A 13,758-nucleotide genomic window follows, 5' to 3' on the forward strand; every position below is an offset into this window, starting at 1 on the left:
AGCCCGCGGGCACCGATCCGGCTACTCTGACCGACTGTGGAACCCTTCTACCGGACCGTCATCGGCCTCGCCCGGACCGTCTTCGCCGCGCAGGGACTGAAGTTCACCGTCACCGGCGCCGAGAACATCCCCGCCGTCGGTGGCGCGGTGATCGCCATGAACCACGTCGGCTACATGGACTTCACCTACGCGGGCCTGCCCGCCCGCACCTCCAAGCGCTACATCCGGTTCATGGCGAAGAAGGAGGTCTTCGACCACAAGATCTCCGGTCCCCTGATGCGGGCCATGAAGCACATCCCCGTCGACCGTGCCGACGGCGCCGACTCCTACCGCGCGGCGGTGGCGGCGCTGCGTGCGGGCGAGCTCGTCGGGGTCTTCCCCGAGGCCACGATCAGCCGCAGCTTCGAGATCAAGGGCTTCAAGACGGGTGCCGCGCGGATGGCGCTGGAGGCGGACGTGCCGATCATCCCCGTGGTGCTGTGGGGGTCCCAGCGGGTGTGGACGAAGGGGCACCCCAAGCGCCTCGGCCGCACGAAGACGCCGATCTCGATCGCCGTCGGCGAGCCCATCGCGCCGAACGCGTCGGCGTCGGAGCTGACCGCGGAGCTGCACGAGACGATGGAGCGCATGCTGCGGGACCTGCAGGGCAGCTACGTCCACGAAGCCGGTGCGTACTGGGTGCCCGCCCGGCTCGGCGGCACCGCGCCCACGCTCGCGGAGGCCACGGCGCTCGACGACGCCGACACCGCCGCGCGCAAGGCCCGCCGGGCGCAGAAGGATGCCGGCACCGACCGGTGACGACGACAGCCGCGGTAAGGCCCGCGGCACGGTAACGCCCGGGTCGTCCGGATGCGCCGCGTCGCGGCGGACCGGCACAATGGCGAAGTGAGACGAGATCTGCCGAGCCTGGTTGCCACCGACGTCGACGGCACCCTCATCGACGACGAGGAGCGCGTCTCGGACCGCACCCGCGCGGCGGTGCAGGCCGTGGTGTCCTCCGGGACGCCGTTCGTCCTGGCCACCGGCCGTCCGCCGCGATGGATCCCGCCGGTGATCGAGCAACTCGGTTTCGCGCCCATGGCCGTGTGCGCCAACGGCGCGGTGCTCTACGACAGCGCCGCCGACCGGGTCCTCAGCGCCGCCGTGCTCTCCGCGGACGAGCTGGCCTGGGTGGCCGACGTCGCCAACAGCGTGCTGCCCGGCTGCGGTCTGGCCGCCGAGCGGATCGGGGCGAGCGCCCACGACGCCGCGACGCCGCAGTTCGTCAGCGCCCCCGGCTACGAGCATGCGTGGCTGAATCCGGACAACACGGAACTCGCCGACCACGAGGTGATCGCCGAGCCGGCGGTGAAGCTGCTGATCCGGATGGCGTCGGCGACGAGCCACGAGATGGCCGAAGCGCTGGCTCCGCAGCTCTGCGGCCTGGTGGACGTCACCTATTCCACGGACAACGGCCTGATCGAGATCTCCGCCTCGGGGGTGACGAAGGCGTCGGGCCTGCAGCTGATGGCCGAGCACCTGGGGGTGGCGGCCGACGGGATCGTCGCGTTCGGGGACATGCCCAACGACATCCCGATGCTGTCGCTGGCGCGCCACGGGGTCGCGATGGAGAACGCGCACCCGGACACGAAGGCGGCCGCGGACGAGGTCACCGCCACCAACATCGAGGACGGGGTGGCCCGCATCCTCGAGCGTTGGTGGCGGTGACGGCCCCGGCGAGGGGACCGGCAGTCGGCTAGGGCACCGGCGGCCGGCTAGGGCGCGGGCGCGGGCACGGGAGCTTCTGGGGCGGGTGCCGGAGCCTCCGGTGCCGGTGCTGGTGCGGCTTCGGGGGCGGGTGCCGGCGCGCCGGCGGGCTGCGGCGCCGCCTGTTCGTACGCGTCGTTGTAGGCGCGCAGCACCTTCGTCACCGCACCGGTGAGCTCGTTGAAGATCAGCGAGCCGAACTCGAAGTCCGAGCGCCAGCCGTCCGGCACGCGGTACTCGTCGCTGGTCGGCAGGCCGAGCTCACCCGTGTCGAGGCCGTTGCGCTGCCACGTCTTGTAGATCTCGCCGAGCACCGTCCACACGCCGCCGTTCGGCGAGGTGTAGATGGCGCCGTTGACGAACTCGGCGCGCTCGTAGCCCGCCTTGGCGGGCAGGATTCCGGACACGGCGGTCCCCAGACGGCCGGTCTCGCCGCCCTCGGCGATCCACTTCTGGGCCAGCGGCGAGTTGTCGGTGAGCCGGATCAGCTCGCCGACCAGGTCCGCGACCTTCTCGGCCGAGCCGGTGTCGGGCAGGCGGTCCGCCGATCCGGTGGCCGGAGCCCCCGCGTCGACGTCGGGCACCTGCGCGCGCGGGCTGTCGGAGACGAGGTCGGACGAGTCGTCGCTCGGGGTACTGGGCGTGGTGCTCTGCCCGGCCGCGGTGGCCGCGGCGATCTCACGGATCTGGTCCATCTTCGCGTAGCCGGAGTCGCCGGGGCAGCTGGTGTTGCCGACGTCGCGGTGCGCGAAGATGATCGGCAGGTCCACGGCCGCGCCCTGCGGGTACGGGGTGAACGACGTGCCCTCCGAGTACATGGTGGTCTCGCCCTCGGGGTCGAGACCGGCCTTGGCGAGCCGCCAGCCGAGGAAGCGGCCCACCGCGTCGACCGTGGCCTTCGGTGGCTCGACGTTGGAGAAGTCGCCCATCATCGCGATGCCGACGGTGTTCTCGTTGAAGCCGCCGGCGTGCGCGCCCTGCACGGGCTTGTCCAGGCCGCCGGCGCGGCCCTCGAAGATCTGGCCGTAGCGGTCGACGAGCACGTTGTAGCCGACGTCGCACCAGCCCAGGGTCTGGGCGTGGTACGCGTAGATGGCCCGCACGATCTCCGCCGATTCGGCCTTGGAGTAGTCGTTGCTGCCGGCGGTGTGGTGCACGGTGGCGCCGCCGAGCTCGTCGTCGTAGGTGGCGTCCTGGCAGCGGATGGACTCGTCGGCGCCCCACTGCGCTCGGGTGATCACCTTCGGTCCGGACCCTCCGACCGGACCGGCGATGTCCTCGAGCGCGGCGTCGGCGCTGCTCGACCCCGGATTGATGAGCACGGCGCTGACGTCGTCGGCGGCGGCCTGCGCGGGTTCCTGGGTGTGCAGCGGCCGTGACGACGACGCCGGCGCATACCCCAGTTCCGGCTGGGCCGGAGCAGGCGTCGGTGCGGGTGCGGCCGGCGGCGCGACCGGGGCGGGAATCTCGGCGCCGGCGAGCGTCGGTTCGGGCGCCGGGCGCGGAGTGAGCAGCACCTGCACGGCCTTGGTGGCACCGACGTAGATCGGTTCGGTGCCGGCCCGCTCGTCGGGCGTCCGGTCGGAGCGGCTCGTGTCGATCGGTTCGGTGGCCGTCCACGGCCCCCAGCTGCCGTCTTCGCGCTGGGCCCGGATGCGCGCGTCGGTGTCGGCGACGTCCTTCGCGGCCAGCGCGATCATGCTGAACGGGGCGTCCCTGGTGAGCTGCTTGACGGTCGCGCCGATGCGATCGACGACGTCGGCGGCTGCGGGTGCGGGCGCCGGGGTGGTCGACGGGGCGGGCGCGGCGATCTCCGGCAGGCCCGCGGCGAGTTCCTTCAGGCTCAGGTCCGGCAGGTTCAGGCCGGTGAGTTCGTGGATCGGGATCACGATGTCGGGCACCGAGGCGAGGACGACCTCGGCGATCTCCGGCGGTACGACGATGGGGACGGACTCGTTGGTGGAGCGGACGTCCGATGTGGTGCTCGTGACGCCGTAGACGGCGAATGGGCTGGCGACGGCCAGGGCGGCGACGGCACCCAGGACGATCGACGGCTTCGGTCGGCGATGCGGCACGGTGCTTCTCCCTGTCGGTGTTCGCGGCGGTCCTCGGCGGCCGGGCGGCGCTCGGCCGAGGCCGAGGAGCCGGCTCGAATCGAACCGAATCCTCCGTCATCCGGACGACCCGAAGTGCGGAACGGCCGAGAATCGTGTGCAACTTGTGATTCTGGTGTTACTGGTGTGGCTGTTGTTGCTTCATCCAGTCACTCTTGCCACACTAGTCGCAGACAACCTTAAGCCTCAACCTGAGCTTGAGGATCCGTCTCGAATGTCCGATACGCGCGGACCTGCGTCCGGGCGGCACACGGTGCGAGAACGAGGGAGTGCAGCGCATGCCACGAATGTCCATCCGCCGGACCCATCGCCGGCGGCGTCTCGTCGTCGGACACCCCCTCCGCAACGGCTGGCGGCCCGCCACGGCCCGCGCCGCGGCGATCGGCCTCGCCCCCGCGCTGCTGGTCGGCGCCGGAATCGGCGGGGTGATGCACGTGCGCGCCGAACCCGACGTCGCACAGGCCGTGGCCGCCGACACCCCCTTCACCTTCGTGGGCTTCGGTCACGGCCACGGTCGCGGCATGGGCCAGTGGGGCGCCTACGGCTACGCCACCGAGCACGGCTGGTCCGCCGACCGGATCCTCGGGCACTACTACGGCGGCACCACCCTCGGCGCGCTTCCCGAGAACACGATGATCGCGGTCCGGCTCGTCGGGCAGGACGACGCGCCCCTCGACGTGTACTCCGACACCGGGATGACCGTCGCCGGCAGGCAGACCGGACCCGGCGAGGCCGCCCACCTGACGCCCACGGCGGACGGGGGAGCGGACGTCGTCGTCACCGCCGGGTGTTCCGGCGAGGTGCTGTGGCAGGGCCGCGCCGACCTGCCGTGGGTGGACCCCGTCGACATGGGCGAGGCCCGGCCCGCCGCGGAACACCTCAAGCTCTGCGGCAACAGCGCGCCCTACCGCGGTTCCCTCGGTGTCGTCCTCGACGGCTCCGCGCCGCGCACCGTCAACCGGCTGTCGATGGAGGACTACCTGCTCAGTGTGGTCCCGGCCGAGTCGCTGCCCGGTTGGGCCGACACCGGCGGCGCCGAGGCGCTGCGCGCGCAGGCCATCGCCGCCCGCTCCTACGCCGCGGCGGAGAACCGCTCGGCGCTGTGGCAGACGTGCGACAGCCAGAGCTGCCAGGTGTATGCAGGGTCCGGCAAGGAGGACCCGCGCACGAACGAGGCGGTGAACTCGACCCGCGGGACCGTCCTCATGAAGGACGGCAAGGTCGTCGCCAGCGAGTTCTCGGCTTCGACCGGCGGTTACTCCGCCGGCGGCACCTTCCCGTCCGTCGAGGACCTCGGCGACGCCGTCGCCCCCAACCGTCAGTGGGCCCAGACGATGACCGCGGGCGAGGTCGGCACGGCCTTCGGCGTCGGCGAACTGCAGGCCTTCGAGATCGTCGGCCGCAACAACCTCGGTGCCGACGGCGGCCGCGTCACCCACGTGCGCATCGTCGGTGCCGACCGCACGGTCGAGACCACGGGTGCCGAGGCGCGGGCCAAGCTGGGCCTGCGCTCGGACTGGTTCACCGTCCAGGAGGGTGCCGACGCCGCGGTTCCGCCGTCCACCCCCGCGCCCGAACCCGGCCCCGAGGTCGGCGACGAACCCTTCGAGACCGGCCAGGGCTCGCCCATCGAGGAGAAGTACCTCGAGCTCGGCGGGCACGACGGCACCCTGGGCACCCCGGTCGGGCCGGAGCTGATGCTGCCCGACGAACGCGGCAAGTTCCGCGTCTTCACCGGCGGCATCATCGTCTGGACCCCCGACCTCGGCGCCCAGGTGATCGACGCGAGCATCATGCGCGAGTGGCTGCCGGGCACAGGCAGCGCCGAGTAGCGTCTCTTCCCCGGCTCTACCGGCCGGCCAGCAGATCTGCGAGTGTGCGGCCGGTGAGTTCGACGATCCCGTCCTCGTGGCCGTTCGTCACGAGATTGACGATCAGTCGGCCGATGCCGTGCCGAAGCACCCGGTGATCGAATTCCTCGGCCACCTCCGCCGGTGTTCCCACGAAGTGCCGATCGGTGGCGGCCGCCGATTCGCGCTCCGTGAGCCGGCGGAGGTCGATTCCCCGGGCGAGCAGGAACTGCCGGTGCAGATCGCGGGCGCGATCCCCGTTCGCGTCGATCATCACGTAGCCGAGGTAACTGACGTCCAGGGACGCCGGGGCGCGGCCGATCTCCGCGCAGCGCGCCCGGACGGCCGCCAGCTTGCGCGGTATTTCGCTTGCGGCGCAGAGGATATTGAGATGGTCGGCCCAACGGGCCGCGAAGGCGAACGTCCGCCGCTCGCCCCCGCCGCCGATCAGCACCGGCAGGTCGTCGCGCACCCGGGGTTCGTTCCGGGCGTACTCGGTGTGGTACCACCTGCCGTCCACCGAGGGACGCTCGCCCCGCAGCATGGGCACGACGATCTCGAGCGCTTCCCCCAGCCGTTCGAACCGCTCACGCAGCGAACCGAACTCGAAACCGTAGGGCCGGTGCTCGAGCTCGTACCAGCCCGCCCCCAGCCCAGCACCGCGCGGCCACCGCTGATCACGTCGACCGTGGTGACCGTCTTGGCCGGCAGGGCCGGGTTGCGATACGTGTTGCCGGTGACCAACGCCGACAACCGGATCGACGTCGTCACCGCCGCGAGCGCCGCGAGCGTCGTGTAGGCCTCGTGCATCGGTTCGTCGGGCGAACCGATCAGGGGCAGAGGATGGAAGTGGTCCATCACGAACACCGTGTCGAACCCGGATCTCTCGGCCGCGCGGGCCTGGGCGGCGACGGTGGGGAAGATGTCGATGGCCGGTCCGGGACAGGTGAAGTTCGGGACCTGGTAACCGAGTCGGATGCTCACGGAACGCAACCGTAGCGCCTCCGAAGCGCTTGTGCGCCAACGAAAGGTGACGCGGATGCCGGCCGAACCGCGCCGGGCCCGGTCGCAGCGTGGTGGTGCCGACACCAGGATCGACACACCCTGGCTGGGGCGGCGCCGCCGGTTCACGATGGTGCCGGACACCGTGTTCGGACACCGATGTGATCTGGGGGTAGACACATGGCAGCGACCGTGGCACAGGGCAGTTTCAGGCTCGACTCACCGAGCCGATACCTCGGCCCGGCCGAGGGCAGGTTCTTCGGGGCCGGTTATCGCCGAGTCCGGCAGAACCTCCGCCTCGCCGGTCTCCTCGACCACCCGGCGACCGGGATCAGGGCGCGCGCCGGCGTGGAATGCCCGTCGGACTGGTCGACGAAGGGCACGACGGCGCAGCGCCCGCACCTGAGCACGATCGACGTTCTGCTCGTCGCCACGCGGGCGGCCGGCGCGGTGATCGGGGCCGCGTACGGTCTCGACGAGGCCGATCTCGCGGCGGCCTGGGTGCGGTCGGCGGTGATCCGCGCCGCCGCCACATCCGTCGAGCACGATCTCGGAAGCCTCGACGTGGCAGCCGAACTCGTCCGATCCGCGGCGGAGGCCGGTCGTGACGAGCACGCCGGACGGAGTGCGGATGCGGACGCGGTGCGGGTGCAGGTCGCCGGTTTCGCGGTCGAGCTGGAGGTCGTCCACCCCGGAGTGGGGACGCCCGCGTCGCGCCTCGACCCGGCCATGGCCGACCGTCTGCTCGCCCGCGCGGCCGGACCCTACGCCGACGGCCACCGCACCCACGAGATGCGCACGCGGGACATCCGCGTGGACGGCACCGTCGCGCACGCCCGGTCGAGGCTCGTCGCCGACCCCGGGGACGTCGTACCCGGCGCCGGACTGGCGGCCCGGTACGAGCCGCACGTGACGCTCGTCGACGCATTCGTGGAGACACTGCAGCTCGGCCAGATCCTGCTGTACGAACTCGACGGGATCGACCGCGCCACGAGCAACACGCTGTGGATGCGCCGCACGGTTCTGCGCACCACCGATCCGGCCGTGCAGACAGAGGCCGAGGTGCCCGTCACCGTGGCGCTGGAGGCGGTCCGCTCCCTCGTCCGTGGCGGCGCGCTGTGGCGCGCCTGCGACATCGTCTCCGAACGGAACGGCATCGCCGTGCGCTGCTCGGTCGCGCACGAACTGCCGACGCCCGCCGCCGGATCGGACCTGCGGTGAGTACCGCAGCGGGCGCCCGCGACCGGGGAACGCGCGCCGCCGTGATCGCGGGAATCGGTGGATACGTTCCCGGGGAGGCGATCCCCAACGCGGCGTTCGAGCACCGTCTCGACACGAGCGACGAGTGGATCCGCCAGCGGACCGGAATCGGATTCCGGCACTTCGTGTCCGCCGGCACCGCCACGAGCGACCTCGCGGTTGCCGCGAGCCGGCGAGCCCTGGCGTCCGCCGGAGAACACGCGGTCGACATGGTGATCCTGGCGACGACCACCCCCGACCATCCCTGTCCCGCAACCGCACCCAGTGTCGCCAGCCGACTGGGCCTCGGCCCGGTTCCGGCATTCGACGTCGCGGCCGTGTGCAGCGGTTTCCTCTACGCCCTGGTGCTGGCGGAGTCGACGATCCGCTCGGGCGGCGCCGAGCGCGTGCTCGTCGTCGGAGCCGACTCCTTCAGCACGATTCTCGATCCCGGGGATCGGAACACGGCGGTGATCTTCGGCGACGGAGCCGGCGCCATGGTGCTGCGGGCCGGGCACCGCGACGAGGACGGTGCCGTACTCGCGACCCACCTGGGTTCCGACGGGGGACAGGCCGACTTGATCATGGTGCCCGGGGGCGGCTCCCGGGAACGAACCAGCGAATCCGCCTCGACCGGATGGAACCCCTTCTTCACGATGCAGGGCAAGCGGGTGTTCGAGGCGGCCGTGACGGCGATGTCGGAGTCCGCGGCCTCCGTCATGGGCCGGGTCGGCTGGACACCGGGGGCGGTGGATCGTCTCGTGGCGCATCAGGCCAACCTCCGGATCCTCCGATCGGTGTCCTACCGGCTCGGGTTGCCCGCGGAACGTGCCCTCGTGCACCTGGACCGGGTCGGCAACACGAGTGCGGCGTCGATTCCCCTCGCCCTCGCCGACGCCGCCCAGCGGATCGGGGCGGGAGAACGCATGATCCTCACCGCGTTCGGCGGTGGAACCACCTGGGGTGCGGCCGCGGTGACGTGGCCGCACCTCGTCTCTTCCCACTCTCACACAGGAGCGCAGGATGACTCTCTCGTATCGTGACATCGCGGCCCTCGTCGACGAGCACTTCCCCGAGTTCTCCGGCCCCATCGACGAACACACGACCTTCGACGACCTCAGCCTCGATTCCCTGGTGCTCGTCGAGCTCGGGTCGATCCTGTCCGTCCGATACGCGATCGTCGTCGCGGAGGAGGACATGGTGGCGGCGCACACGTTCCAGGGCGTGGCTGATCTGGTCAACCGCCTGCGGGTGGACGACGTCGCGACGGCGTGACCGCGCGGTGTGCGTTCGTCGACGTGGACGAGACGCTCGTCGCGCAGGTGACGTTGTTCTCGCTGCTGCTGTTCGACGGTGCCGAGCGTGGCGCCGGCGAGCAGGCGCGGGCGCACCTCGCCGGACTCCGGTCGCTGAGGGCGCGCGGGGAGCCACGATCGGTGACCAACCGGGCGTACTACAGGTGGTGGCGGGGCCGTTCGATCGCTGAGGTCGCGGCTGTGGGCCGACGGTGGTTCGCGCGACAGCTGTCCGAGGGCGACTTCTTCCACGAAGCCGTGCTCGCGGACCTCGCCGAGCGGACCGCGGACGGTACCGCGATCGTTCTCGTCTCCGGGTCCTTCGCGCCGGCCCTGGATCCCATCGCCGGACACATCGGTGCGTCGGTCGTGCTGTGCACCGACCTGGAGTCGTCCGCTGGACGATACACCGGCGTCGTGCGCGCCACGATGCTGGGCCCGGACAAGGCGCGCGCCGTGGCGGCGTATGCCCGTGCCCACGGAGCAGATCTCGGCCGCTCGGTCGCGTACGGCGACCACGTCTCGGATGCGCCGATGCTCGATCTGGTGGGAGAACGCGTCGTGGTGGGGGAAGGGATGCCCGGCTACCCCGCGACGCGTTCGATCCGCCCCGGCGTGTCCGAACCCGTGGACCGATAATCGGATTCGGGTATCTGTAGAACGAGGGCCCGGCTCGGGTCGGACCCGAGCGGGAACGAGACGGTGCGGAAGTCGATGCGCCCGAACTCCTCGTGGCGGAAGGCGAGGAGTTCGGGCGGTTCCGCGCACACGGAACGTTCGTCCCACAGTGCGGCGAACACAGCGCTCTCCCGGCAGAGCCGGCGCGCGGTCTCGGCGAACACGGGATCGTCGACGTAGCGGGCCACCTGGAGACGGTACCGGCCGACGAGACTTCGCGCCGTGGCCTCTGGATCGCAGTACCTCTGTGCGCGACCGTCTTCCGTGAAGAATCGGACCAGGCAATTGGTGCCCGCCCGGACGTCGAGCAGGTCCCGTGCCGGGATGTTGGCCACATCCACGCGCCAGTGCCGGTTGACGATGTAGGCCGGTTCGCGGAAACCGTCGACGATGTGCCGGAGCAGATCGTCGCGAACCGGGTTGCGCTGCTGGGTGTTCGGGATCCGGTCGGGCACACCCGCGAGGAGTCGCAGATGGATCCGCTCCGCGTCGTCGAGGCGCAAGGCGCGCGAGATCGCGTCGAGCACCTGGGACGAGACGTTGATGGGTCGACCCTGCTCGAGCCACGTGTACCAGGAGAGCCCGACGTTCGCCAGCGCGGCGACCTCCTCACGGCGAAGACCGGGCGTGCGCCGCCGGCCCGAGGCGACGAGGCCCACGTCCGAGGGCGACAGCCGGGCCCGGTGCCGACGGAGGAAGATGCTCAGCTCGGTTCTGTGATTTTCCTTCGACGTCGCGTTCACAGGCGTGAATCCAATCGACGACGGTCCGGCAGGTCAATGCCGCCCGCCGACACAGGGGTCGACTGCGTTCGAAATCACAGGGGAGTCGTTGTGGCGGACCACGTCACCCGGTGCTGCGGGTCGCGCGGTCGTACTCCTCGCGATGCACCAGGATGTCGGCGATGTTCGACTCCGCCCAGTCCTTGAGCGCGGCGACGATCGGAACCAGGGACTCCCCGAGCGGCGTGAGGCGGTAGTCCACCCGCGGCGGGACCGACGGCGTCACCGTCCGCTCCACGACACCGTCACGCTCGAGGGTCCGCAGCGTGGTGGTGAGCATCTTCTGGCTCACGCCGGCGATCGTGCGGCGCAGTTCGCTGTGCCGCCGCGGGCCGTCCGTCAGGGCCGACAGGATCAGCGTCGCCCACTTGTTGCTCAAGGTCTCCAGCACCTGGCGTGCCGGACATCCGGCCAGGTAGATGCTGTACCGGGCCTTCTCCCGCTCGCGTCGTTCACCGGCGGTCGTCGTCATCGAATTCCCCCGTATCCGTGCCCCGCACCCGCGGTCCGCCGCAGCCCGGGAACCTCGAGGTGCCCGGGGCACTCGAAAGTGCCGTCTTGAGCTGCCGCGGCACGCGGATGATGCTTTCCCGTGCAGCCTAGCTGCGTGTGCGGGTGGCGGCCTGCCCGTCGGCACCCGCGGCCTGCGACGACATCTTCCGAGAGGATCCCGATGACCAAGCTCCTGCACGTGAACGCCTCTGCCCGTGGCGAACACAGCCAGTCCCTCGCCATCGCACGAGCCTTCGTCGAGGCGCTGGCGGATCGCCGGCCCGATCTCGAGGTCGACACCCTCGACCTGTTCTCCGCGGACCTGCCGGAGTTCGGCACGGTTGCTGCCGACGCCAAGATGGCCGTCTTCGGCGGTCAGGAGCAGACCGCCGAGCAGAAGGCGGCGTGGGACGCGGCCCGTGCCGTGTTCGACCGGTTCGCGGCGGCCGACGTGTACGTGTTCAACGTGCCGATGTGGAACGCGGGTGTGCCGTACGTCCTCAAGCAGTGGATCGACATCGTCACGCAGCCCGGCTGGGCGTTCGGCTTCGACCCCACCACCGGATACGAGGGGCTGCTGACCGGCAGGCGGGCGCTCGCCGTCTACACCAGCGGGGTCTACGCGCCGGGCGTGCCGCTCGAGTTCGGCGCCGACTTCGCCACCACCTTCTTCGACGACTGGCTGCGCTTCGTCGGCATCACCGACACCGAGGTCGTCCGGTTCGCCCCGACCGTTCTGACCGGCGCCCCCGACGAGGACCTGGCCGGCCACGTGGCGCACGCACAGAAGCTCGCGGCCAACTTCTGACCACCGCGAACACCGCCACGGAAAGGCACGCGCAATGCGCTTGGGAATCTCGGGAACCTATTCCTCCGGAAAGACACTGACCTCCATCGCGTTGTCCGAGTACACGGGCATCCCGCGCACCCGGGCGAAGACGATGCGGGAGATCCTGCCCGAGGCCGCGCCCGGGAAGACGCTCGAGGAATGCACGTCCGCGGAGCTGCTGCAGATGATCGTCGTCCGGCACGTCGATCGGGCGATCCACGAACGGAACCTGTGGGACGGATTCATCTCCGACGGTTCGTCGCTGCAGGAATGGATCTACGGGTCCGTCCGGGTCACCTACGGCATCAACCCGAACGAGTCGGTGGGCCTGGGCGAAGGGGTGCCCGTGCCGCGCACGCCCGAACTGGCCTACTTCGAGGACGTCGTCGGCGAACTGGGCAAGGCGTTCAAGCGGCACGTGAAGGAGACGTTCGACGCGTTCGTGCACCTGCCCAACGAGCTGCCGCTCAGCGCGGACGGGCATCGTCCGGTCAACGAGCACTTCCGTGCCCGGGCCGACCGCATGCTCGAGGAGATCATGGCGGAACTGGCGATTCCGTTCCACGTGGTGGGCGGCGACCTGCCGGCCCGGCTGGAGCGGATCGCCGAGCTCTTCGGCTTCACCCCGGTGCTGCCGGTCGACGTCGCCGTTGCCCGGGCGCTCGCCGAGTACGCCGCCATCGACACCCGCATCGAGACCGCACGGGCGGGAGTCTGACGGTGCCGGACATGCTCGCGGCGGTGTACGAGCGCCTCGGCGCGGCCCGGGACGTGCTCGACGTTCGCCGGATGCCGCGGCCGGAGCCCGGGCCGGGGGAGGTGCGGGTCCGCCTCCGGCTGTCCGCGGTCAACCCGTCCGATTGGCGGGCCCGGCTGCACGGCCGGGGGACGCCGCTGCAGTGGCAGATTCCCCATTCGGACGGCGTCGGAGTCGTCGACGCAGTGGGGCCGGGCGCCGATCCCGGCCGCATCGGTTCCCGGGTGTGGGTGTGGAACGCCGCGTGGCGGCGCCGGCACGGCACCGCAGCCCAGTGGACGTGTGTCCCGGATCGGCAGGCGGTGAACCTGCCCGAGCACGTCGGGGACGAGCTCGCCGCCGGGCTCGGCATCCCGTTCATGACCGCATGGCATGCCCTGTTCGCGGACGGTCCGCTCGACGGTGCGACCGTGCTGGTGGCGGGCGGGGCCGGTGCGGTGGGGAACGCGGCCGTGCAGCTGGCGAGCCGGGCCGGTGCCACGGTGCTGGCCACGGCGAGCACGGACGAGAAGGCCCGGCTCGCGCACGCGGCGGGGGCGTCCGTGGTGGTCGACTACCGCAGCTCCGAGGCCGCCGCGACGCTGCAGGCCGCCGCGCCGGACGGCGTCGGGCGCATTCTGGAACTCGCCCTCGGACGCAACCTCGGCCTCGACCTCGAGGTGCTCGCCGACCACGGCACCGTCGTGGTGTACGCGCCCGAACCCGAACCGCCGCCGATTCCCGTGCAGCGGTTGATGGCCCGGAACATCCGCACCCACTTCATGCTCGTCTACACCATCGGTCCGCGGGCCCAGGAGGACGCGGTGCGCGGCATCACGGCGGCACTCGAGGACGGCGCGCTCACCCCGTTGCCGACGGTGTGGTTCCCCCTGCACGAGGTGACGGCGGCACACGAGGCGGTCGAGCGTGGGGTGCTCGGGAAGGTCGTGTTGGGGCTGCCCGAATGACGGAGCCGGATCTCGCCTCGCCCCGGG

The 13,758-nt window shown here is 71.2% G+C and carries 13 protein-coding genes and 1 pseudogene; 10 read left to right on the forward strand and 4 right to left on the reverse strand.

Annotated elements, in window-relative coordinates; translation table 11 throughout:
* Positions 1-36: 36 nt before the first annotated feature.
* Positions 37-798 (forward strand): lysophospholipid acyltransferase family protein, encoded by a 762-nt coding sequence (locus tag G6038_RS10695; RefSeq protein ID WP_165037630.1) that lies wholly within the window; start codon positions 37-39, stop codon positions 796-798.
* A gap of 87 nt (positions 799-885) precedes the next feature.
* Positions 886-1,707 (forward strand): HAD family hydrolase, encoded by an 822-nt coding sequence (locus G6038_RS10700; protein WP_165037631.1) that lies wholly within the window; start codon positions 886-888, stop codon positions 1,705-1,707.
* A gap of 47 nt (positions 1,708-1,754) precedes the next feature.
* On the opposite strand, the gene G6038_RS10705 is transcribed toward G6038_RS10700, so the two are convergent.
* Complete coding sequence (locus tag G6038_RS10705) at positions 1,755-3,821, reverse strand: N-acetylmuramoyl-L-alanine amidase (protein WP_165037632.1); 2,067 nt, start codon at positions 3,819-3,821, stop codon at positions 1,755-1,757.
* A 326-nt stretch (positions 3,822-4,147) separates the two neighbouring features.
* Between G6038_RS10705 and G6038_RS10710 the strand changes: the two genes are divergently transcribed.
* Positions 4,148-5,692 (forward strand): SpoIID/LytB domain-containing protein, encoded by a 1,545-nt coding sequence (locus G6038_RS10710; protein ID WP_165037662.1) that lies wholly within the window; start codon positions 4,148-4,150, stop codon positions 5,690-5,692.
* A gap of 16 nt (positions 5,693-5,708) precedes the next feature.
* Here G6038_RS10710 and G6038_RS10715 read toward each other — a convergent pair.
* Positions 5,709-6,694 (reverse strand): annotated as a pseudogene (locus G6038_RS10715) (TIGR03560 family F420-dependent LLM class oxidoreductase).
* A gap of 198 nt (positions 6,695-6,892) precedes the next feature.
* On the opposite strand from G6038_RS10715, the gene G6038_RS10720 reads away from it, so the two are divergent.
* From G6038_RS10720 to G6038_RS10735, 4 genes are read left to right on the forward strand one after another with little or no spacing between them, the layout of a single operon-like run.
* Complete coding sequence (locus tag G6038_RS10720; protein ID WP_165037633.1) at positions 6,893-7,933, forward strand: AvrD family protein; 1,041 nt, start codon at positions 6,893-6,895, stop codon at positions 7,931-7,933.
* On the forward strand, positions 7,930-8,994 hold the full coding sequence (locus tag G6038_RS10725) for a beta-ketoacyl-ACP synthase III (protein WP_165037634.1): 1,065 nt from the start codon (positions 7,930-7,932) through the stop codon (positions 8,992-8,994). The genes G6038_RS10720 and G6038_RS10725 overlap by 4 nt, the downstream gene beginning before the upstream one ends.
* Positions 8,975-9,226, forward strand: a complete 252-nt coding sequence (locus tag G6038_RS10730; RefSeq protein ID WP_165037635.1) for an acyl carrier protein — start codon at positions 8,975-8,977, stop codon at positions 9,224-9,226. The genes G6038_RS10725 and G6038_RS10730 overlap by 20 nt, the downstream gene beginning before the upstream one ends.
* Positions 9,223-9,885, forward strand: coding sequence for an HAD-IB family hydrolase (locus G6038_RS10735; protein WP_165037636.1), 663 nt, complete (start codon positions 9,223-9,225; stop codon positions 9,883-9,885). Before G6038_RS10730 ends, G6038_RS10735 begins: the two co-directional genes overlap by 4 nt.
* Here the strand turns inward: G6038_RS10735 and G6038_RS10740 are convergent.
* Both G6038_RS10740 and G6038_RS10745 read right to left on the reverse strand, forming a co-directional pair.
* Positions 9,831-10,667: a helix-turn-helix transcriptional regulator gene (locus G6038_RS10740; RefSeq protein WP_165037637.1), complete on the reverse strand. Its 837-nt coding sequence runs from the start codon at positions 10,665-10,667 to the stop codon at positions 9,831-9,833. The two genes, G6038_RS10735 and G6038_RS10740, sit on opposite strands and share 55 nt — an antisense overlap.
* Before the next feature lie 103 nt (positions 10,668-10,770).
* Positions 10,771-11,178, reverse strand: a complete 408-nt coding sequence (locus G6038_RS10745; protein ID WP_165037638.1) for a helix-turn-helix domain-containing protein — start codon at positions 11,176-11,178, stop codon at positions 10,771-10,773.
* Between the two features lie 201 nt (positions 11,179-11,379).
* Between G6038_RS10745 and G6038_RS10750 the strand changes: the two genes are divergently transcribed.
* From G6038_RS10750 to G6038_RS10760, 3 genes are read left to right on the forward strand one after another with little or no spacing between them, the layout of a single operon-like run.
* Positions 11,380-12,006, forward strand: a complete 627-nt coding sequence (locus G6038_RS10750) for an NAD(P)H-dependent oxidoreductase (protein WP_100057031.1) — start codon at positions 11,380-11,382, stop codon at positions 12,004-12,006.
* A gap of 34 nt (positions 12,007-12,040) precedes the next feature.
* Positions 12,041-12,745, forward strand: a complete 705-nt coding sequence (locus G6038_RS10755; protein WP_165037639.1) for an AAA family ATPase — start codon at positions 12,041-12,043, stop codon at positions 12,743-12,745.
* 11 nt (positions 12,746-12,756) lie between these two features.
* Positions 12,757-13,731, forward strand: coding sequence for an NADPH:quinone reductase (locus G6038_RS10760; protein WP_165037640.1), 975 nt, complete (start codon positions 12,757-12,759; stop codon positions 13,729-13,731).
* Positions 13,732-13,758 lie beyond the last annotated feature (27 nt).

It is taken from the genome of Rhodococcus sp. 14C212, from assembly GCF_011058195.1.
Taxonomy (GTDB): domain Bacteria; phylum Actinomycetota; class Actinomycetes; order Mycobacteriales; family Mycobacteriaceae; genus Rhodococcus; species Rhodococcus aetherivorans.

What these genes read in the sequence shown, in the direction of transcription:
- G6038_RS10720 (WP_165037633.1), top strand. Translation starts at nt 6,893, where the DNA reads ATGGCAGCGACCGTGGCACAGGGCAGTTTCAGGCTCGACTCACCGAGC.
- G6038_RS10745 (WP_165037638.1), bottom strand. Translation starts at nt 11,178, where the DNA reads ATGACGACGACCGCCGGTGAACGACGCGAGCGGGAGAAGGCCCGGTAC.
- G6038_RS10750 (WP_100057031.1), top strand. Translation starts at nt 11,380, where the DNA reads ATGACCAAGCTCCTGCACGTGAACGCCTCTGCCCGTGGCGAACACAGC.
- G6038_RS10730 (WP_165037635.1), top strand. Translation starts at nt 8,975, where the DNA reads ATGACTCTCTCGTATCGTGACATCGCGGCCCTCGTCGACGAGCACTTC.
- G6038_RS10755 (WP_165037639.1), top strand. Translation starts at nt 12,041, where the DNA reads ATGCGCTTGGGAATCTCGGGAACCTATTCCTCCGGAAAGACACTGACC.
- G6038_RS10710 (WP_165037662.1), top strand. Translation starts at nt 4,148, where the DNA reads ATGTCCATCCGCCGGACCCATCGCCGGCGGCGTCTCGTCGTCGGACAC.
- G6038_RS10760 (WP_165037640.1), top strand. Translation starts at nt 12,757, where the DNA reads ATGCTCGCGGCGGTGTACGAGCGCCTCGGCGCGGCCCGGGACGTGCTC.